At 40.3% G+C, this 19,363-nt stretch carries 23 protein-coding genes; 1 reads left to right on the forward strand and 22 read right to left on the reverse strand.

The features are described 5' to 3' along the window. Positions 1 to 156 precede the first annotated feature (156 nt). From murB to AC0YN6_RS03060, 5 genes are all read right to left on the reverse strand, one after another. Positions 157 to 1,080, reverse strand: coding sequence for a UDP-N-acetylmuramate dehydrogenase (murB, locus tag AC0YN6_RS03040; RefSeq protein ID WP_475745022.1), 924 nt, complete (start codon positions 1,078 to 1,080; stop codon positions 157 to 159). Positions 1,081 to 1,198: 118 nt separating this feature from the next. Beyond that, positions 1,199 to 2,311, reverse strand: coding sequence for a DUF4179 domain-containing protein (locus tag AC0YN6_RS03045; RefSeq protein ID WP_475745517.1), 1,113 nt, complete (start codon positions 2,309 to 2,311; stop codon positions 1,199 to 1,201). Further along, positions 2,311 to 2,874, reverse strand: coding sequence for a sigma-70 family RNA polymerase sigma factor (locus tag AC0YN6_RS03050; RefSeq protein ID WP_475745024.1), 564 nt, complete (start codon positions 2,872 to 2,874; stop codon positions 2,311 to 2,313). The genes AC0YN6_RS03045 and AC0YN6_RS03050 overlap by 1 nt, the downstream gene beginning before the upstream one ends. 200 nt (positions 2,875 to 3,074) lie before the next feature. Beyond that, positions 3,075 to 4,016, reverse strand: a complete 942-nt coding sequence (locus AC0YN6_RS03055; RefSeq protein ID WP_475745025.1) for a ring-cleaving dioxygenase — start codon at positions 4,014 to 4,016, stop codon at positions 3,075 to 3,077. Between the two features lie 50 nt (positions 4,017 to 4,066). Beyond that, positions 4,067 to 4,510: a MarR family winged helix-turn-helix transcriptional regulator gene (locus AC0YN6_RS03060; protein WP_475745027.1), complete on the reverse strand. Its 444-nt coding sequence runs from the start codon at positions 4,508 to 4,510 to the stop codon at positions 4,067 to 4,069. A gap of 383 nt (positions 4,511 to 4,893) precedes the next feature. On the opposite strand from AC0YN6_RS03060, the gene AC0YN6_RS03065 reads away from it, so the two are divergent. Further along, positions 4,894 to 5,436 carry an NADPH-dependent FMN reductase gene (locus AC0YN6_RS03065; protein ID WP_475745029.1) on the forward strand — a complete coding sequence of 181 codons (543 nt, stop codon included), beginning with the start codon at positions 4,894 to 4,896 and terminating at the stop codon, positions 5,434 to 5,436. 46 nt (positions 5,437 to 5,482) lie between these two features. Here AC0YN6_RS03065 and cdaS read toward each other — a convergent pair whose 3' ends face one another. The 17 genes from cdaS to AC0YN6_RS03150 all read right to left on the reverse strand — a co-directional run bounded on the left by cdaS (position 5,483) and on the right by AC0YN6_RS03150 (position 19,274). Beyond that, positions 5,483 to 6,112 (reverse strand): sporulation-specific diadenylate cyclase CdaS, encoded by a 630-nt coding sequence (cdaS, locus tag AC0YN6_RS03070; RefSeq protein WP_475745031.1) that lies wholly within the window; start codon positions 6,110 to 6,112, stop codon positions 5,483 to 5,485. 112 nt (positions 6,113 to 6,224) lie between these two features. After that, a complete protein-coding gene (locus tag AC0YN6_RS03075; RefSeq protein WP_475745032.1) occupies positions 6,225 to 8,096 on the reverse strand; it encodes a family 43 glycosylhydrolase in 1,872 nt (623 codons plus the stop codon). Positions 8,097 to 8,114: 18 nt separating this feature from the next. Beyond that, positions 8,115 to 9,614: a xylulokinase gene (xylB, locus tag AC0YN6_RS03080; RefSeq protein WP_475745034.1), complete on the reverse strand. Its 1,500-nt coding sequence runs from the start codon at positions 9,612 to 9,614 to the stop codon at positions 8,115 to 8,117. Between the two features lie 150 nt (positions 9,615 to 9,764). Further along, the gene (locus AC0YN6_RS03085; protein WP_475745035.1) at positions 9,765 to 10,958 is read right to left on the reverse strand and encodes an ROK family transcriptional regulator; all 1,194 of its coding nucleotides are present in this window, start codon (positions 10,956 to 10,958) and stop codon (positions 9,765 to 9,767) included. A gap of 133 nt (positions 10,959 to 11,091) precedes the next feature. Continuing rightward, entirely contained in the window at positions 11,092 to 11,226 is a 135-nt protein-coding gene (locus AC0YN6_RS03090) for an ATP-binding protein (RefSeq protein WP_475745518.1), read from the reverse strand. Next, entirely contained in the window at positions 11,165 to 11,473 is a 309-nt protein-coding gene (locus AC0YN6_RS03095; protein ID WP_475745519.1) for a response regulator transcription factor, read from the reverse strand. Before AC0YN6_RS03095 ends, AC0YN6_RS03090 begins: the two co-directional genes overlap by 62 nt. Before the next feature lie 102 nt (positions 11,474 to 11,575). Beyond that, positions 11,576 to 12,208, reverse strand: a complete 633-nt coding sequence (locus AC0YN6_RS03100) for a nitrite reductase (protein ID WP_475745037.1) — start codon at positions 12,206 to 12,208, stop codon at positions 11,576 to 11,578. Between the two features lie 196 nt (positions 12,209 to 12,404). After that, positions 12,405 to 13,547: a serine hydrolase domain-containing protein gene (locus AC0YN6_RS03105; RefSeq protein ID WP_475745039.1), complete on the reverse strand. Its 1,143-nt coding sequence runs from the start codon at positions 13,545 to 13,547 to the stop codon at positions 12,405 to 12,407. Between the two features lie 101 nt (positions 13,548 to 13,648). Continuing rightward, the gene (locus tag AC0YN6_RS03110; RefSeq protein WP_475745041.1) at positions 13,649 to 14,035 is read right to left on the reverse strand and encodes a rhodanese-like domain-containing protein; all 387 of its coding nucleotides are present in this window, start codon (positions 14,033 to 14,035) and stop codon (positions 13,649 to 13,651) included. Positions 14,036 to 14,164: 129 nt separating this feature from the next. Further along, the gene (locus tag AC0YN6_RS03115) at positions 14,165 to 14,953 is read right to left on the reverse strand and encodes a sulfite exporter TauE/SafE family protein (protein ID WP_475745043.1); all 789 of its coding nucleotides are present in this window, start codon (positions 14,951 to 14,953) and stop codon (positions 14,165 to 14,167) included. Between the two features lie 317 nt (positions 14,954 to 15,270). Continuing rightward, positions 15,271 to 15,537, reverse strand: coding sequence for a metal-sensitive transcriptional regulator (locus tag AC0YN6_RS03120; RefSeq protein WP_475745045.1), 267 nt, complete (start codon positions 15,535 to 15,537; stop codon positions 15,271 to 15,273). 75 nt (positions 15,538 to 15,612) lie between these two features. Next, positions 15,613 to 16,095: a DsrE/DsrF/DrsH-like family protein gene (locus AC0YN6_RS03125; protein ID WP_475745046.1), complete on the reverse strand. Its 483-nt coding sequence runs from the start codon at positions 16,093 to 16,095 to the stop codon at positions 15,613 to 15,615. Positions 16,096 to 16,134: 39 nt separating this feature from the next. After that, positions 16,135 to 16,362: a sulfurtransferase TusA family protein gene (locus tag AC0YN6_RS03130; protein WP_475745047.1), complete on the reverse strand. Its 228-nt coding sequence runs from the start codon at positions 16,360 to 16,362 to the stop codon at positions 16,135 to 16,137. Between the two features lie 16 nt (positions 16,363 to 16,378). Continuing rightward, complete coding sequence (locus AC0YN6_RS03135; RefSeq protein ID WP_475745048.1) at positions 16,379 to 17,530, reverse strand: MBL fold metallo-hydrolase; 1,152 nt, start codon at positions 17,528 to 17,530, stop codon at positions 16,379 to 16,381. Positions 17,531 to 17,562: 32 nt separating this feature from the next. After that, positions 17,563 to 18,144 carry a sulfurtransferase TusA family protein gene (locus tag AC0YN6_RS03140; protein WP_475745049.1) on the reverse strand — a complete coding sequence of 194 codons (582 nt, stop codon included), beginning with the start codon at positions 18,142 to 18,144 and terminating at the stop codon, positions 17,563 to 17,565. Positions 18,145 to 18,378: 234 nt separating this feature from the next. Continuing rightward, on the reverse strand, positions 18,379 to 18,537 hold the full coding sequence (locus tag AC0YN6_RS03145; protein ID WP_475745051.1) for a hypothetical protein: 159 nt from the start codon (positions 18,535 to 18,537) through the stop codon (positions 18,379 to 18,381). A gap of 95 nt (positions 18,538 to 18,632) precedes the next feature. After that, positions 18,633 to 19,274: a Bax inhibitor-1/YccA family protein gene (locus AC0YN6_RS03150; protein WP_475745052.1), complete on the reverse strand. Its 642-nt coding sequence runs from the start codon at positions 19,272 to 19,274 to the stop codon at positions 18,633 to 18,635. Between the last annotated feature and the right edge of the window lie 89 nt (positions 19,275 to 19,363).

Genomic DNA, 19,363 nt, shown 5'->3' on the forward strand with positions numbered 1-19,363 from the left:
TTTGCATGAGCAGTTACTTATTCCGGCAATTTGAATTGCCATGCCTATCACTTCCTCTCAGTTACATTATAAAATGAATGATTACATCGTTACAACTTTAAATCAAAGACCCTCCAAAATGAAATTCGGAGGGCCTTTGATCATTCATATTTTGATTTAATTTGCAGGTTCATCACCAATGATAATTACTTCTGTTTCTAGATCAATATCAAACTTCTGCTTTACCGTAGTTTTAATGTCCTCAATTAAATCGATGTAATCCTTAGACGTAGCATGGTTTACATTTACAATAAAGCCTGCGTGTTTTGTGGATACCTCTGCCCCTCCAATTCGCTTTCCTTGCAGTCCGCTGTCTTGTATGAGCTTACCGGCAAAATATCCAGGAGGACGTTTGAAAACACTGCCGCACGATGGGTATTCCAAAGGCTGCTTACTTTCTCTGGCATACGTGAATTCATCCATTTTTTCTTTTATTGCTGCATAGCTGGCTGGTATTAGTTTAAATTCAGCTTCCAGCACGATATATTTTTTTTCTGAAATGATGCTCTTTCGATACCTTAATACAAGGTCTTCATTGGATAAGGTAAGCAGCTCACCAGCATCGTTCATCACTAATGCTTTTACCAATACATCAGCAATCTGACCGCCATAGGCTCCAGCATTCATGTAAAGTGCTCCGCCAACAGTGCCAGGGATACCGCAAGCAAACTCAAGTCCTGATAAATGCTGTTCTAATGCATGCCTAGAGACATCGATTATAGAGGCACCAGCTTGTGCATAAACCGTACCATTTTCAGTTCGAACTTCATTGAAGTTCTTTAGGTTCATTGTGATTCCACGCAGGCCTCCATCTCTAACGATGAGATTGGAACCGTGACCCAGCAGAGTTACGGGAACATTTTTTTCCTTAGCGATTTGAAAAACAGTACTTATTTCATCATATTGGGTCGGAGTAATGAATACATCTGCATTCCCCCCTAATTTTGTATAGGCATGATTTTTAATCGGTTCAGCGAGCTTAATATCCAAGTGAGGCAGTTTATCTAATATGCAGTTATAAAGAGTACATTCATTATTCATAACATTGTTCCCATTCGATCATGATCATCGATTTCACCTTTTCTTGTTGTTGATTGTGCATTGAAATTCAACTTTAAATTATAGCACAGTTTTCTGACTAATATGTGTGTAGAATGAACTATTTCTTTAATTCAATGATAATGTCTTCAAATAAATGAGTTTCTCTGCCTTTGCCTAGCTTTTCGGATAATGAAATTTCTGTTGATCCTTCTCTCGTTATTTCTAAAGAACCATGATTTTCAGGCGTGTGATCATATAGGTCGAGCTGAGTTGTTATAATTATCTTCGTTGCATTTGGATCTAGTTTCTCGAATGTTTTACTCCAGTTCATGTTATAACCACCCTTATCACCAGACCCGCCATTCCCTTGCCCTTTATATCGATTACCTAAATCATCTTTAATGTCAATATCCACATCTACAGCATCCCATTTGTTTCTAACTTCATCTGATACCATTTGGTCATAATATACGATGAAGGACATAGGCGTGAAGGTTAATTTCTCTATATTTACATTTACTCCTTCTTGTTCAGTACTTTGGTTAATGATCTGTGTAGCGTTATCTGTTGCATCTAATGCAAGCGCAAAGTTCCATTTTCCAGTTATTTTCTCTTGGCTATCTTGTTTGATAATACCTTCAATATCCCAATTTACATTGATATGGTTTCTTTCTTTAGCATTACGATATTCATTATTAAAATGGGATAAGCCTACGTAACTATTTTCACCCACTTTTGAGATTTGTGAGCTTTGAGTCCCGCCGAGAGCACCTTTAGCATTCAAAAAACCATGTAATCTAGGCTCGTCACCGAGGTCATGATCGCTTTCTATAGCATACGTAAGAGTAACGGTTTTTCCATCATAAATTGCATCTTTGATTGTGATTTTTATGCCATTACTTTCTTCTGTAACATTGATCTCACTGGAATATTGCTTGTAGTCATTATAAGAGCCGATTCTCCCAGTATCCAACAATCTAAAAATATTTCCAATAATGGGGATATCGCTTGCATAAGCGGGAAACGTTATTCCAAATGTTGCAGCGGATAAGCCGACTATTATGACAGCTGCAGCAGCATTCTTTTTCCAGCTCTTCATTTTACGCTTCTGTTTTAATTGTTCTTTTAATAGTCGTTTTATTTTAGCTTTCTCTAATTCATTTACTTCCATTTCCTCAAATTCATCTTCATCTATATTTACCTTGTTTAATAATTCATAAATATCCTTCATCACACACTACCTCTCCAATTCAGATTCATAGCTTTGTTATAAAGCTTCTTTTTCCCTCTATAAATCCGATTATCAATCGAAGCTTTGGTCAGATCTAGTTTGGCGGATATATCCTCCGTTTTTAGGCCTAGAAAGTACTTCATAATAAAAATATCTCGATCGACGGGTTCCAAAAGGTTAATCAACTTAATGAGTTCCGTTTTATCTTCGGCAAGTATGAGCTCATCTTCCGCAGATATTTCAAAATTCAAATCCATATGTTCAGAAGTGAATTCCACTTTCTTGATATTTTTTCTGTAATAATCAATCGCTTTAAACTTTGCAATCGCACATAACCACTTTCTAAAATCCGCTTTGTCCCCATGAAATTTATTCGAATTGTTCCAAATGGAAAGCAATATATCGTTCATACATTCTTCAATGACGCCATCGTTCTCAAGCGGTGCCAGTACTTTATACGCTATCCCTTTGATTAGGGGCAAATAGGTATCAACAATAAATTCTAGCGCATCTTCTTTATGCCGCTGTAACCGTTTTATGAAATTTGCATCCGTAGACTTCATTTGCGATTCTCCTTATTTTTTGTAAAAGTTTTTACACTATAAACAACGAAATTATATTTATTTGTTCTCACATTAAAATAAAAAAAACAGTCGATTCCTTTATCGTACAGGAAATCGACTGTTTTAGGTTGAATTTACACATTTTGCGCAGATTGATGTAAGGTTTCTGTAGCAGAGGGGCATTAAGTTCATTATAGAAATTAATCAAGCGGGACTAACTTTGCTTCAATAGCTACACGTCGATCTTCCAAGAACGGTGGTAAATCCAATTGTTTACCAAGCTCTGCGATCGTTGAATCTTTAGTGAATCCTGGACCGTCTGTCGCAATTTCGAATAAAATTCCGTTCGATTCGCGGAAATATAAGCTTTGGAAGTAGTATCGATCTACAATTCCTGAAGAGTGGAAGCCGCGTTTCTTGACGACTTCATCCCAGTAGCGCAGCTCTTCTTCGTCTTTTACACGGATTGCTAAATGATGAATGCTACCTCTTCCGGGCTTTTCGCTAGCCCCTTCTGCTTGCTTGACGACGAGCTCTCCAAATGATTGGCCAGTTACGGACTGGTAAATCGCTTCGTTGTCTGAGCGAGACACCTCGACATAACCAAACATGTCCGTTAATGTTTTCGCTAGGCGATCCAGGTTGCGAACTGTGATTTCGACAGAACCCATTCCCAAAATACGATGCTCCAGCGCGACAACTGAGTCGTTCCATGCTGCCCATTTTTCGGGTACTTCTTCGCCATTATTATTTATCATGATCATACGCAAGCCTTCATGATCTTCGAAATGCAAAGCATCTCTGCTAGCATATTTTGTAATCTCACTATGCTCTATTTGTAATGTCTCTAAGCGTTCTTTCCAATAAACCAGACTTTCGAATGACGGAACAAGTAAGCCAATTTGTGTGATCGCATTTGTACCGCGTACGGTTCTTCCTGCATTTGTCATTTCGAAGAACGATAGCTCTGTCCCTGCACTCCCCGTTAAATCCCCGTAAAACAGGTGATACATCGACGGATCGTCTTGATTAACCGTCTTTTTCACTCTGCGAAGGCCCAAAACCTTTTGATAAAAATCATTATTCATTTGAGCATTTTTTGTAATCATTGAAATATGATGGTGTCCTGGTATTATATACATCGCTATTCCTCCTATTTAACTTGACTAGTCAATTGATGTTGTAAAAAAAATTACTCTGTCGGTAATTCTTTTTCTTGGCTATGTTTATGAATGCGTGTCATCAGTGAGTATAGTATTTTTTGTTCCTCATCATTTAATACATCATCAAAAAAAGAGGTTTGAAATGCAAGCTGCTGCGGCATTGCGATCTCCAAGATAGCTTCAGCTTTCTCGCTGAGACTAATCGTTTTCGTTTTCCAATCCTGCTTGCGCACAATATAACCTTCATTCTCAAGGCGCGCAAGCATACGTGAAATACCGCCCTGAGTTACGGTTACTTTCTCTGCTAATTCCATTTGTGTAAGCGGCTGATAAACTTGAATTTGCATTAGTACATCAAATTGAGCAGTCGTTAAATCAAATCGTTTGAGAAAGTCATTCGACATCTGGTTGCTTTGGTTTGTAAATCGCATTAAACGTAACCAGATTAACGAGCCTAACGTATTATTACGCATTTCGTTACCTCCTTCGTATGACGATGCCATCACTTTACTACTCAATTGATTTGAAGTCAAGCAGAATAATTGTTACATCTAGTGTGTTTAATGAATAAGACATAAACAACTAAAATAATTATAGTTACTTGACAATGTAAATGGAATTGGTTATGATTATCTCACATTAAAGATACTCAAACTAGAGACGGTTTGGTGATGTGCTTTAATTTTAGTTGAGCAATAGAATAAACCATTCTTGTTTAAGGAATGATTATAATTGGGTATTATTAATTCCACGGACAATGGTTTTTCTCTATCGCTGTAGAAATTTACTTGGTGGTGTCCTTATGGGTTTTCTAAACAAATTATTTGGTAAAACTATTTCTGAGGAGGAAAAAACAATGTCAAAATTAAATATCGGAATTATTTTGGGGAGCACTCGTCAAGGTCGCGTTAGTCCGCAGGTTGGAGAATGGGTTAAAAAAATTGCTGATCAACGTGGGGATGCTAACTATGAAATCGTAGATATCGCGGAATTCAAGCTTCCACTCTTAGGAGAAGCAGATGCTACAGAACAAGCTACTGCTTGGAATACAAAGCTTGCTAGTTTAGATGGTTTCGTATTTATCGTGCAAGAGTATAACCACAGTATCTCCGCTTCCTTGAAAAATGCACTAGATTATGCACGTGAAGCATGGAACGACAAAGCAGCAGGTATCGTAAGTTATGGTTCTGTCGGCGGTGCGCGTGCAGCTGAGCATCTTCGTGGAATCTTAGGTGAATTGTCCGTAGCGGACGTTCGTGTTCACCCAGCATTATCGTTATTCACTGATTTTGAGAATGGTTCTGTTTTCAAACCAGCGGATCTGCATCTTACAAATGTGAATGGCATGCTAGACCAAGTCATCGCATGGAGCGGTGCGCTAAAAACATTGCGTAAATAAGAACTAAAGCCGCCTCTTGAGTTCAAGAGGCGGCTTTTTGTCATGATCATGATTGGAGATCAATACCAGGAGAAAATGGATACAAATTTCCATTTAAACTAAATGAAGCTTGTCCTGATTCTTCTGATACAATAATGACCAGCGCATCGCAAAGCTCAGATAAACCAAGACCTGCACGATGCCTTGTCCCTAGCTTTTTCTGATCAGTGGTTCTCTGCGTTAATGGGAGAACATTGGCTGCGGAGATAATCTTGTCACCTTGAATTAATACTGCTCCATCATGCAGAGGTCCGCCAGGAGTGAATATCGATTCTATCAACGAATGCGTCAGCATCGCAGACAACGTTACTCCATGAGTAATTAATCTATCAATTTCATCTGATCTTTGTACGACCAGCAGCGCACCATGATGCCGTTGTGACAAGTGGGCAATGGCCTTAGATAACTCGTCATATTTTGCTGTATAGGGAGCGAGATAGCATTTCAAATAAAAAGTCGAAGCAATTGATTCAGCCCTAATAAATTGTTCTTTTAGAGAATGAAACTCGTTTAACAAACAACTACCTTCTTCATGATCTAATCCCTTTATCAAGGCTTCCATTTTTAAGTGTAATTGCTCAAGCCCACTCTTCACTTCTACCTTCATTGGAGAGAAGTCACATATTATTTCATCCACAGGTCCACCCCACACTCATAAGACTACAAATTACGAAGACGAGTACTGTATCTATTTTGCTTAGAACATCCTCTTTTATACAATCACAAAAAATTTTATGATCAATTATTCATTATTGTTTAGATGAAATTCGAAGCTGGATGTTGTGGAATCCTGCTGTTCCAAATTGGGCAAAAAAACGTAGATGCGAAAGATTTCCACTTATTCGTGAGATGAGCGTTCGATTTCCATTCACACAGAGGTCGATGAAACCTTCTTTTTTGATGACCTGTACAAGTATACGTTCGTCTAATCCCTTCACATGATAAATCGATGAAGCTTCATCCTCCCGAAATGACGCGCAATTGATCTCATGAACCCCCAACTTACCGTTCGAGGGTTCGAATCTGATATCATAACCTCGTTTGAAATCTGCATCTTCACCAAGGGAGAATCCATAGTACATCGTCGACTGCTCAGGGATTACCTCAAAGGAAAAGCTGAATTCCCCCTCTACCTTGCCCCAATGATGTTCAGAGAAGCCCGTTAGATTTCCTGTTGAGAGAGCTGCTGCCACGGTTTCTGTTTGACTAGTTGCGTCAATTAATTCCTTAGGGTGTTTTAGTCCTAGAGAACCGTCGTGTTCCTGAACAAGTTCACGGATTACTAATTCTCCACCATATCTGCCTGGCTCGGATAAAAAACCTGCTGCAAATCGTCTTCCTTCCGGAAAAGCTGCCGTTTTGGGTACCCTCATCTGGACACTATCAAAGGTATCCATCACTGGTCGCAGCCATGGCCCGAACGGCGTGCGCGAATAGCGATAACGTGCTTGGCCGTCGTTGCTAAATATTAAATAATACCAGCCATTCCATTCAAAGTAGTCTGAGCACTCTGGTTCATCATGGTATCCCGGAACGAGGAACGGTTTCTCCTCCTCCCATTCGAGCAGATCTTTGGATACGAGATGGGCAAGGCATCCCTCGTGTTTCCCTCCATCCACTAGGCTAGTCGTAATCAACATATGATAAATGCCTTCTTCATCCTTGAAAACATGAGGATCTCTTACAGAAGCCAGTGTATAACGCTCAGAAATATTTATGTAGTTCATCGATTTTACGAAATGAATGCTATCGTTACTGATAGCATACGTCAAACGCGCCGGTGAGCCATCAACTGCACGTACTGCATAAAAAGCATAATAAATACCATTTTCACAAATGACAGAACCTGTGCAAATAGATCCTTCCCAATCCTCAGAAATTCCAACTGCCAGCGGATGATGAGTCCAGTTTGTTAAATCCTTTGATGAGATATGCGCCCATTGATGGGCACCTAGTCCCCACTTGCTTGCATGCCCGCGGCGATCGAACAGATAATAAATATGAAATGTTTCACCGTCAAAAAACGGCATGCAGTCCCCAACCCCAGTATTGAAGCCTTTTGGTCTCCAGTACTGAATCGTATCAGGCTCAGTTCCGAGATAAGTTGTTTCCCTTGTCTTCAAGCTCTCTATATCACGGATTAGATTTAACTGATCTACATCTGTAAGAGCATGATCCCAAATCTTTAACTCCTGTATTGCGTCATGTGCTAGTGCAACTGCTTGGTCTAATCGAATAGCGCCCATAGGCCATTCTTCATCAACCAGCACACCATCTATGAAGAGTTCCACTAAATGACCGCTGTAACGTAATAGGATATCATGATTTCCAGTGCCTATAGCATGCCATGGAATGGACAATGTCAATGGATGCTGTTTGGCATCTGTGAATAATTCCACAACAAGTGATATCGCTTTCAAATTAGGTAATGTACCCGAATAAATACGGATTACAGCTTCTCCATTGTTGTTTTGGATTCGCAACAGATCACCATGTACTATTTCGCCAGAAACCCGTGCATCTACAGTTAATTGCTTTGCAATGCCAAGCTGGGCAGACAGTTCAGTTTGTCTGTGCTTTAACTCATTAATTTCGCTGCTATCTCCTGCATTTATCATCATTTCACAACTCCATTCTTTTCAAATGATAGACTCAAGCTTAGGAAAAAGCTCTTTATTGTTCTCATAAAGTTGAATGAAAATGGCATATTGACGATCATAGATGGCATGATTGTACAGATTGGGACGAATAGGATCAGTATGCAAACTCACAGCAGTGTTACATGCTTGTTCAACACTATCATAGATTTTCACTCCAACACCGGCCATCATTGCAGCTCCTAAGCAAGCTTGTTCGACTGTGTTACTTCTATAGACGTCCTGGTTCAACACATCAGAAAGGATCTGTGACCACAGCTGACTCTTTGCGCCGCCGCCGGAAATAATAATTCTCTTCATATCAACACCAAGCGAACGGAAGATCTCTACTCCATCTCGCAGCGAATAACAAACCCCTTCAAGGACAGCTCTTATCATATGAGCTTGATGATGACCTAGTGTGAGACCAAAGTACATCCCCCGTGAGTGTGGATCCATATGAGGAGTTCGATCACCAGATAAGTAAGGAAGGAAAATCAAACCATCACTTCCAGCAGGAACTTCCATTGCCATTAGATCGAGACTCTTAAAATCGGGATTCCTTAGCACTTGCGATGCCAACCATTTTAGTGAAAGTCCAGCACTCATCGTTGCGCCCATCAGATACCATAGGTTAGGAGCTGCATGTACATAGGTATGTGTTCTAAGCTGCTTATCATAGATAGGTTGATCTTGTGGCGTGAACAACTGGCCGCCTGTTCCGATCGTGCAAGACACATCACCGGGCTTAATGACACCGTTTCCAACAGCTTGCATGGCTTGATCTGCCCCGCCGAATACAACTGGGGTACTTGCAGCAAAGCTTGATACAAGTGCAGCTTGCGGTGTTACATATCCTGCAACATCCCAAGGGTTCCCTATTATTGGGAACATCGATCTCTCGAGTCCAACGGCTTCAATGAAGGAATCGGACCAGCGCAAGGATACTGAATCGTAGGCTGCTGTGCTCGATGCATCTGTTGTATCTGTTCCAATCTCACCGGTCAAACGATAACGGACGTAATCCTTTGGCAACATAACGCAATCGATTTGACTATAAATATCAGGTTCATTCTTTTTGATCCACATTAACGATAAGAGCAGAAATCCGGTCGACACCGAGTTCTGTATCAAGCTTCCGAGTTGTTCAGCAGTAAATTTCGATTCGACCATAAGTTTCTGAGAAATCGAACGCTGATCGCACCAGATAATAGCTGGACGCAGCACTTCTCCGTTTTTATCAAGTACGACCACACCGTGCATTTGTCCGGACAAACCGATTCCCGCTATCGAAGCCCCATCCACCCCAGCGTTCTTTATCGCCTGCGAACTGGTTTCGTTGACGAGCCTCCACCATTCATCCGGATTTTGCTCAGCATATCCTGATATAGGAATATCGATGTCATATTCCATTTGTGAGAAGCCTCGTATGTTACCTGATGAATCCATGAGCATGGATTTCACGCTTGAGGTTCCGATATCAATCCCCATTAGTAACGACATGTGTGGTTACATCCCCTAAAATGAGTAATGTATTAACAATTGCATCATTACTATAAATCTATTAATTGATTTAATCAAGTAATAAATAATGCTTGGATATGAAAAAGTCTATATGTACCACTATGTGCTTATAGACTTATAAAATTGTGATTAGCTTCGATATTTGAAATAGCTAGAGGGTTGATCTAATAGGCTGTCAATAGCAACGATTGCAGAGCCGATTAGCATGGTATCTTTCTCATTCGAGGCCATTTCGATTGATAATTTGCGTGATACATCGGGCAATACATGCTGATTGATGACTGATTTCACCGTCTCGTGCAGCAAAGATCCTGCTTCTGTGAGCTCATCGCCCAAAATAATACGATCTGGATTAAAGGTATTCACAATATTAACAAGCCCAAACCCGAGAAACCACGCGGCTTGGCGAACAGCCTCTTCTGTTTCTCCTCCTTTATTCTCCTGCAGTTCTTTCCAGACGGATTTAAGTGAGATATGCTCTTTGTTTAGTGTCTTGAGCAGTGCAGAGGTTGAGCAATATAGCTCAAGGCATCCTTTATTACCGCATTCACATTGGGGGCCTTTATAATCAATGCTCATATGCCCGATTTCACCTGCCATACCTAATGATCCGCGGTAAACTTTTCCATCAACAACAATACCTGCACCAACACCTTGTCCAGCAGCAACGTAGATCATTACGCCCTGATCGCGATTTGGCTCCTCAAACCACCATTGAGCGAGCGCACCTGCCTTCGCATCATGTTCGATATAAACTGGAAGCGAAAACTCCTTCATGAGTTCTTCCTGTATGTTGATTTTTTCCCACCCTGGAAAGTAGGACATCAGTCCAATTCTTCCCTCGTTGCGAAACAGAGGGCCTGGTGTGACCACGCCAATTGCTACGATATTTCCAATAGCGTTCATTACGATCATATCAGCTATTAATTTTTTCATCTGATTAAAAGCATTAACAGATCCATCTGCTATTTGGATTAGAATTTGCTGGTTACTATATTCGGTACCTTCAAGGTCGTACAAAGCTACCGTGATTGATTGACGTGTAAGTCGGATACCAATGACTTTATAGGGCTCACAATTAAGCTTTATCCCGATAGAGCGACGTCCCTTTTTGCCGTCAATGATGCCTGTTTCCACTACAAGCCCCCAACTAATGAGCTCATTTATAATATTAGTTATTGTAGATTGATTAAGACCTGAGGCTTGAGTCAACTCAGCCCTTGAGCTTATCGGCTTTTTTCGCATAAGTCGAATGACTAATGAACGATTCATTTCTTGAACATCTTCAAGATTCGTTCCACGTTTCGTTTTTGTAACAATCACAGCTTATCCCTCACATTTTAAATGTTTAATTAATCAAATAATACATCGAATAAACAAAATATATCATTTTGGAAAAAAACACACAAACAGATATACACAATTACCTTTCAGCGAGAGAAGGCTTACTACCCTATCATCTTCTTGGCAAGTACACATGGAATAAAGTTCCTCCATTACTCTCTGCCCACACTTGTTCCCCATGACGTTCAACTAGCGTTTTCGTGATAGCGAGTCCTAATCCCCGGATCAGCGAGAAGCTCTTGGTGATTGGTTCGACGCAGTACAGATCGAATTCTAGCTAACAAATCATGAGGATCGGACGGTTTTACGATATAATCGTCAGCCCCTGAAGATAAACCTTGAATTCGATGATTCATCGAAGCTTGTGCAGTAAGCATAATGATGGGTATCGGATTAGTACTGCGTATTTGTTTGCATAGAACCTCTCCGTCCATATCTGGAAGCATCAAATCAAGAATAATTAAATCATAAGGCTGTCTGTCTAACTTATATATAGCCGCTTGGTCTCACTTGCTTCACTGGTATCGTAACCAGCTTTGTTTAGATATGCGATAATGACTTCTCTAATTTTATCTTCATCTTCGACAACAAGTATTTTACTCATATTCATTCCATTTTTTTTCTTTAAGCTGTTCTAGTGAAATCCGATTAACAAACTTACTGAACTTTTCTTTTCCTTTTGCATGCTCTTTATAATAATTAATGAGGTTAATTATTATTGGGATTAATTTCTCTTCCGATAAATCTGTAAGTAAAAGCTGAGCAAACGAAGTTTTTATTCCTTTTGGCTCTCCCCCAACATAAACATCAAACGTATTCCGCATTTTTACGACCGCGATATCCTTTAATAGAGGTTCACTTGTACCGAGGGCGCAGCCTGCATAAGCAATTTTCATTGGAGTTGGTGTGAGAATTCCGACGATTGCTTCGTTTAATTTCCGTGCTATGTCTAAACCGGCATCCTCGGGACCTCTGCAAAAGTTACATGCGATCAAGCTTTTTGTCGTGAACCCTGATGGATTAACCTCAAGACCAGCTGCACGTAATTGTTTAGTTATTTGATCTTGTTGATCTATCGGTATTTCCACATAAAGCTGCTTAAAAGGTGTCATCTCAATGTTCGCTTCTAGTCCAACAAGCGAACCAATCGTCACCAGTTGCTGAGGTGTAAACAAGCTCCCTCCGACCTGGATAGCAGGTGATACAGCTATTTTTATTTTGTCATTCATATTGTATCTCTCCTTTACATCATTGCCATTATAATATACCCCCTCAGGGTATGTGGGTCAAGAGTTTTTACTATACACAGGTAGAAGTAGAGTATTACTATCATCGTTATTACTCCCCCTAGATCATCCTGCTTAACAGAACACAAAAAGAGTGAGTCGATGGTTCGACTCACTCTTTTTGTTCAATAACGATTTCTTACACTAAACTCGACCAAATAATCTGTTTAGTCCCAAGTATAGACTCGGGCACCCATGAGTAGATGGATGGCACAAACATAATGACAACAAGCTTTTCAACCGGATCGACGAAAAAACCTGATCTGCCGGCACCTTCGAGCTGGTAGGTGCCTATAGATTCATAAGAAAGCTGACTAATGGAAAGGTCTAATCCAAGGGCTTGCCCTTTGTCTTTGATTTTACCGCCCCAATGGTATGCAGGAACATTAAAGAGATGACGCTTCGTTAATAGCTCAACGGACTTTCTTCCAAGAATGCGTTGACCATCGAAGGTCCCTCCATTCAGCAGCATTTGACCAAATTTCCACAAATCATACATGGATGAATAAAGACCGTTGTCTGAACGCGGAGGCAGATCTGTACTCTTTTCAGTCCTAATAAGTCTCTCCATATCACTTTTGTCTACCGTGCAAACTTCTGCATGAAGATACTCAGGCAAGTCAAAAAAGGTCCTATTCATCTGAAGAGGTTCGAGAATATTCTCAATAACGTAATCTTCATATTGCTTTCCAGAAACTCGAGTAATAATCTCTCCAAGCAGCGCGAAGCCCGCAGAGGAATAATTGTAGGCTTCACCTGGTTGGCAAATGAGGGGACCTTGCAGCACTTTACGAATCCAGTTATCAATGCCATTAGCGCCCCACCATAGCCTTGGATAGGGTTCATTAAAATATCCAGTCACCGGTAAAATACCGGACGTATGTGTTAACAAGTGAAAAAGAGTGATGTTCTGATGAGTAGAATTATTGAACTCTTCCAAAATGCTGGAAACCGGTAAGTCGATGTACAGCTTTCCGTCCTCAATTAACTTCATAATAGCGACGCTTGTGAATGCCTTAGTAATAGATGACATATTTCGTATGGAATCCGGCTGTAATTCACCTTGCTCGGTCAATCCATGAAGTCGCCCCATGGACTTCCAAGCAGCGATTTTCTCATGGCGAGCAACGAGATAGCTGGCTGCTTGAAGTTTTTGCTGTGAGATAAGATGAAGTAAGTGATTATCTAGCTTATTCAATTGTGTGGAATCCAGGCCCACCTCATCTGGTGAAGCATCCAAAACTCCCTCTGTTATTTTCCAGCTGTTAAGCAATTCGTTCATCGGACTCGATCCCCTTCCATAAATTAGGAACAATGAATCAATTCTACACGAACCTTACTTAACGCGTCTATAAGCAGATTATCTTTTCATTTAGAAGTACATCATTTCAAAATTCTGCCTCCCCAAGCGTTCATGCCTCCTTGTAGATGCGCAAGTTTTGTATAGCCGTTCTTTTGAAGTATGCGAGCAGCTTTCTTGCTTCTCATTCCACTTCTGCAATACAAATAAACATCGGTATTATTCGGTATCTCAGCCATGCGGCTATCCAACTGCGATAAGGGAACATTTTTCGCTCCTGGGATGTAACCCGATTTATATTCAGACTGTTCTCTAACATCCACTAATATATGGTCCTGTGATGCCTCGATTTCTTTTCTAAAAGTAGAATTTCCTAAAGTTCTTAATCCTTTAGAAGATCCAAATTGTCTGTAAACAAACCACACAATTAGCAATATTATAACGATGTTAAGCAGTGTATTCGTATTCATTAAACAGCCTCCTATTTACTTTTAAAAAAATTTACTGTTAAATTTACAACTATCTACATATACGCGTATGGGTATAAATATCTCGCTAATTTAATATCATTATAACCATGATCATACAATTTCAAATTGTTACAAAATGGACGCCCATACTTTCACTGTAGTGGCGGTTAACAATACAACCAGACCATAGCGCAAATATCGAACATTGATTTTAGAGCTAATTCTAGATCCAAGCGGTGCTCCGATCAAACTGCCCAGAACAACAAATACGGTTGGCCAGATCGGAATGGATCCTGCACTTAATTTCCCGATAACACCGCCAATAGCGGATATGAATACGATGGCAAGTGAGGAAGCAATCGCTGTTCGAGTCGGAATCTTTAAGACCGTCAGCATTATGGGAATAAGTATAAATGCACCTCCTGCTCCTACTACGCCAGACACTAGACCAACCATGAGGGCCGATACGACGGCAATATTTTTGTTAAATGCAATATCGCCTAATTCTGATTCTTGTGTTGCCCGGCTAGTAATCAACATCATTACTACGGCAATCAGAGCCAACGTTCCATAAATGACATTAATGACTCCTTCATCCAAAAATCGTGACCCAAACCCTCCAATCAAACTCCCGAGCAGTATACTGCTCCCCATGTACATGACAAGTCTTTTATGAATGATCGCTTTCTGGTCACTTTTGTTTCGAAATGCAAGTATACCAGCTAAAGAAGCGAAGAATACTTGAAACATGCTAATGGACGCAACTTCCTTTGCAGTGAACTCCGCTAAGCCGAGACCGGATGGTACGTATAACAAAAGGGGGAAGTTAATTATGGCTCCGCCTATGCCGAGTAATCCTGAAAAGAAGGACCCGACAAAGCCGAGCAGCGTCATGATGATATAAAGGAAAGTGTCCATAATCCCTCCTTGTTTGATTGCGAAAAATGAGTTATAATTTAATTCCAAGTAACTTCATGCGAAATTAGGTGATTTCAAATGTTTACTCTTATTAAAAAAATATTTGATCATAAATGTCCTACTTGCAATGAACAATTAATGTCAGTAAGCGACAGTTTCTGTTCCTCGAAGGTGTGCCCACAAGGGCATTACAAAGAGGAAAACTATAGTTCCCTTGGCGTAACAATTGTATATGATAGCTTAAAATAAGCGAACACGCTCACCCGTGTTCGCTTATTATTAATTTCATACAGCAGTCTTGAGAATGATGGCCGCCCTTACCGGCTCTTAACGAGCAGCTCCATCGCTTCTTTCACAACCCTATTCGTATCTCCGCCGGCAGATTGCTCTTCAAGAATACATTGATAAAGATTTTCTGCTACGATTTGTGCCATAGCTTTATCTGCTGCATTTCGGACTGCGGCAAGTTGGCTAACGACATCTTTACAAGATTTTTCTTCATCCATTAACCGCAGAACTCCGCGCACTTGACCTTCTATTCTTCGCAAACGTGTTTTCATTTCATCTGTATAAGTGTATGGCATGATCTTAGCCTCCCATTTCATAACGCGTACATGTATGGGTATATTATAAACTAAAAAATAATAATATTTCATCTATTAGATAAATAAGTTTACTTTTGCATCAGCAGCATCTCCAAGGTAACCGGCAACACCGGCAAGCTCGATGCCATCAATTAACTCCTCACGCTGCAACCCAAGCAGATCCATTGTCATCGTGCATGCAACTAGTTTTACACCTTGCTCCTGAGCGAGCTCAATGAGCTGAGGCAACGAAAGTGCATTATGTTTTTTCATAACATGCTTAATCATTTGAGGTCCCATTCCGCCAAAATTCATTTTGGACAATCCGAGCTTCTTCGGGCCTCGCGGCATCATCCAACCAAACGCTTTCTCAAGAATACCTTTTTTCAAAGGTACGACTTCATCCTTCCGTAAAGTATTTAAACCCCAGAAGGTGAAAAATATCGTTACCTCATGATCATATGCCGCTGCTCCATTCGCAATAATAAAAGCAGCTATCGCTTTATCAAGTTCCCCGCTGAAGAGAACAATGGTTGTTTTCTCTGCTACCTGTTCCATTTCATTGTCTTCTCCTTTCGTTAACAGTAAATTTGCTTACTAGATTTTTTTGACTAGAAATTTGTAAACGCCGTTTTCTTCTTGATGTTGAACAAGCTCATGGTTTGTTTTTCTAACCCATGCTGTGAAGTCATTAATTGAGCCTTTATCCGTAGATAACACCTCCATCAATTGTCCAGGCTGTAAACCATCTATTGCTTTTTTTGCCTTTACAATCGGCATAGGACATGCCAGTCCTTTGGTATCAACGATAAGATCTGCTTTCATTTGTTTGTTCCTCCTCTTATTTATCGTGAATGGCACAGCGGTTCGGACCGATTTCCATATGGCGCTGTTCCTCTTCACTCGGTGTGATTTTACCCATATTAATTTGGCGAATCTCTTGGTAGGCATTCGGGTGCTGCGGTAGATTACTCGTTACCATGCTGCGGAAATTAGCTTCATCCGAAATTTGCAGTCCTGCATTATTTTGATACAAGTCGGACAACCGTGCAGCCACACGGCCACCTTCGCCCAGCTCAGAAATAAAACCAAAATGAGCAGGCAGTACAATCAAATCTTGTGATAACTCAGGATAACGGTTATATAATGTGTGACGGAGATCACCGACCCAATCTTCTGCGAGACCAGCTAAATCAGGCCGACCAATCGATTCTATAAATAAAATATCTCCAGTCAGCAAATATTGATCATCAACTATGAATGAGGTGCTCCCAATTGTATGCCCAGGAGAATAGATAGGCTGAATTTTTATTGTCGTCTTGCCAACGGTAATATCATTACCGCTCTCAAGTTTAGCGTAATCAAATGTGACCTCCGTCGCATCCTTTGGTGGCATCCAGTACGTTGCAGATTGTTGTTCAGCCAGTTTTCTGCCACCAGAAATATGATCCGCGTGGAGATGAGTGTCCATCGTATGAGTTATACGGGAACCAAGATCACTCGCAAAGCGATCATACTCCTCAGTCATTCTTAGCGTGTCTACGACAGCGGCTTCACCGTCGGATACGATCATATAGGACAGACAGCCTTTACCGATTCTTACGAACTGATAAATAGCGCCGCCGTCACTCAAGTCGCCGATCTTCACCGGTTCTAGGTGCTCACTCCAAGACTTCATGCCGTTCTGAAGATAATATACTTCCTTTAAGCCAGCTTCGATGAGCAGTTCTCCAACAAATTTGGATGAACCTTCCTTTGCACATACAACAAGCACTTTTTTATCTGTTGGTATTTGATCTAGAATTTCATCCACGCCTTCAAGCAATTCAAAGTATGGGATATTAATATTTTCAATGCGTTCGCCTTCGATCTTCCAATCCAAAAAGTCACTCTCATTGCGGACGTCAACAATAAAGAGGTCTTCTTCTTTTTTCAAAATAATTTTTGTCAGCGTTTCCGCACTCATTTCAATTAGTTCGGTCGTTGAAGTCATGATGTTCCTCCTATAATGCTTATTGTAATGTGCTAAATAGTGTCATTCTCAGTTGATCCTGTCCACGCGGACATCCCTGGTAAAACGTTGTACACCTGCTCAAAGCCTTTATCGGCAAGCAGTTGGCAAGCTAGATCGCTGCGTGTGCCGGTGCGGCATACCACATAAAACGTTTCATCCTTATTCAACTCATTGAAACGCTTCTCTAGTTCACCTAAAGGCATGGACTTTGCATCACGTATTCGGCTGAAAGAATATTCCGCCGGTTCACGAACATCGATGATCATAATCTTCTCATTACCTTCAAGCTTCTTTTGCAATTCATCGTTAGTCACTGTATTAGGATAGTTTGTCTCTACTCTTGTCTCACTTGGGCTAGATTTTCTAAGGTAATGCTTCAAGACATCTCCCTGCTCAATCGTACCCAAGTATTGATGGCCGGTTTTTTTGCTCCAACCTTGAATATCAGCCAGTGAACCCTTATCTGTAGCCAGTACTTCAATGACCTGACCAGCCTGTAGTGTGTCCATTGCTTTTTTTGTCTTAACGATTGGCATCGGGCAAGCCAGCCCTATGCAGTCCAATGATTCGTTTGCTTGAATTTGTACATTCATTGCACAAGCCTCCTTCGGATTAATTAAAATATGTTTTGATCGTATGCACAGTTTTGAGTGACGTGGAAATAATGTTATATACCCATGGGGGTATGTTTGAAACAAAAAAATATACTTAATCTCATTACGTATACCCCTATGGGTATAAGGTGTTGATATGAATATACATGGTTTTAATTTAGATGTCAACGCTGCTTTCTCAAAAAAAATAGCCGCATATATGCGGCTTGAACATCAATCCATTGAATTCTTCTCTCTATCTCTTCTTTCCCGATCTCTTTTCAAAGCGCTCCTCACTGCTTCCTTGGATAGGTCTCTCTTTGGCAGCTTACCGTTTATTTCGAATAATAAAAATATAATTATGATTAATAAAATAACAATAATGATCTCCATCACTTCCCTCCTAAAATAAGCAATTCAATAGAAAGTTAATAAAAAAGGCTAACCTTCATTAAGAAGATTAACCTTTTTAGTTATTTTTCGAATGCTTAATCACTTATCAAAGACTTCACAAAACGAAGAGCAAACAAAATCATATTAACCAAATCAAGATAAATATTAACGACCATCAAAGGAATGTCACTATCAGCAAAGCCATCTTTGGACATTCGGCTAAAGTCGTAAAGCGTATAGCCTATGAAGATGAGTAAACCAAAGCCTGCATACATCGTCTCCATCATTCCTCCGAAAGGAAAGATGAACTGCATCAGCCCAATAACAATGAGCCCAATAACCGATGCGAATAAAAATCCGCCAAGAAATCGGAAATCCTCTTTCGAATACGTAGCGTAGATCGCAAGTCCGGCATATACGAGTACTGCTACTAAGACGGTTTGAAAAACGATCGTCGTTCCCATGGAAGCGATGTAATAGCTTAAGGAAAATTGCAAGGTTGCCCCGGATACTACCATAAACACGTACATCAATGAATATCCAATGGCTTTGGATTTGCGTAGAAACATAATGGCAATAATTAAACCTAACTCTACAACATACAGTGGTATTCTCGCTGCGGTTGGAAGAAGCGTTCCAACATACATGCCGCCTATTGAAACAATTAAAGCAAAGAAAAAGGTCAGCATTAACTTCTGCATTGGTTTACCATAACCGCTTGTTTGACTATAGCTCATCTTAAACTTCTCCCATCTTGAATAATTATTGTCCCAATAATAACATGAAATTCAGTTTTACAAAATGATTATTCACAAAATAATGCCGC

Source organism: Paenibacillus sp. J22P15 (genome assembly GCF_056269345.1).

Coding starts and splice junctions, on each gene's coding strand:
- AC0YN6_RS03050 (WP_475745024.1), bottom strand. CDS start 2,874: ATGAAGTCTACGGATGCAAATTTCATAAAACGGTTACAGCGGCATAAA.
- AC0YN6_RS03135 (WP_475745048.1), bottom strand. CDS start 17,530: ATGACTTCAACGACCGAACTAATTGAAATGAGTGCGGAAACGCTGACA.
- AC0YN6_RS03100 (WP_475745037.1), bottom strand. CDS start 12,208: ATGAATGACAAAATAAAAATAGCTGTATCACCTGCTATCCAGGTCGGA.
- AC0YN6_RS03130 (WP_475745047.1), bottom strand. CDS start 16,362: ATGAAAGCAGATCTTATCGTTGATACCAAAGGACTGGCATGTCCTATG.
- AC0YN6_RS03065 (WP_475745029.1), top strand. CDS start 4,894: ATGTCAAAATTAAATATCGGAATTATTTTGGGGAGCACTCGTCAAGGT.
- murB (WP_475745022.1), bottom strand. CDS start 1,080: ATGAATAATGAATGTACTCTTTATAACTGCATATTAGATAAACTGCCT.
- AC0YN6_RS03110 (WP_475745041.1), bottom strand. CDS start 14,035: ATGAATACGAATACACTGCTTAACATCGTTATAATATTGCTAATTGTG.
- AC0YN6_RS03075 (WP_475745032.1), bottom strand. CDS start 8,096: ATGATGATAAATGCAGGAGATAGCAGCGAAATTAATGAGTTAAAGCAC.
- xylB (WP_475745034.1), bottom strand. CDS start 9,614: ATGTCGTTACTAATGGGGATTGATATCGGAACCTCAAGCGTGAAATCC.
- AC0YN6_RS03045 (WP_475745517.1), bottom strand. CDS start 2,311: ATGAAGGATATTTATGAATTATTAAACAAGGTAAATATAGATGAAGAT.
- AC0YN6_RS03060 (WP_475745027.1), bottom strand. CDS start 4,510: ATGCGTAATAATACGTTAGGCTCGTTAATCTGGTTACGTTTAATGCGA.
- AC0YN6_RS03055 (WP_475745025.1), bottom strand. CDS start 4,016: ATGTATATAATACCAGGACACCATCATATTTCAATGATTACAAAAAAT.
- AC0YN6_RS03105 (WP_475745039.1), bottom strand. CDS start 13,547: ATGAACGAATTGCTTAACAGCTGGAAAATAACAGAGGGAGTTTTGGAT.
- AC0YN6_RS03150 (WP_475745052.1), bottom strand. CDS start 19,274: ATGAGCTATAGTCAAACAAGCGGTTATGGTAAACCAATGCAGAAGTTA.
- AC0YN6_RS03115 (WP_475745043.1), bottom strand. CDS start 14,953: ATGGACACTTTCCTTTATATCATCATGACGCTGCTCGGCTTTGTCGGG.
- AC0YN6_RS03120 (WP_475745045.1), bottom strand. CDS start 15,537: ATGCCATACACTTATACAGATGAAATGAAAACACGTTTGCGAAGAATA.
- AC0YN6_RS03145 (WP_475745051.1), bottom strand. CDS start 18,537: ATGGAGATCATTATTGTTATTTTATTAATCATAATTATATTTTTATTA.
- AC0YN6_RS03125 (WP_475745046.1), bottom strand. CDS start 16,095: ATGGAACAGGTAGCAGAGAAAACAACCATTGTTCTCTTCAGCGGGGAA.
- AC0YN6_RS03140 (WP_475745049.1), bottom strand. CDS start 18,144: ATGAATGTACAAATTCAAGCAAACGAATCATTGGACTGCATAGGGCTG.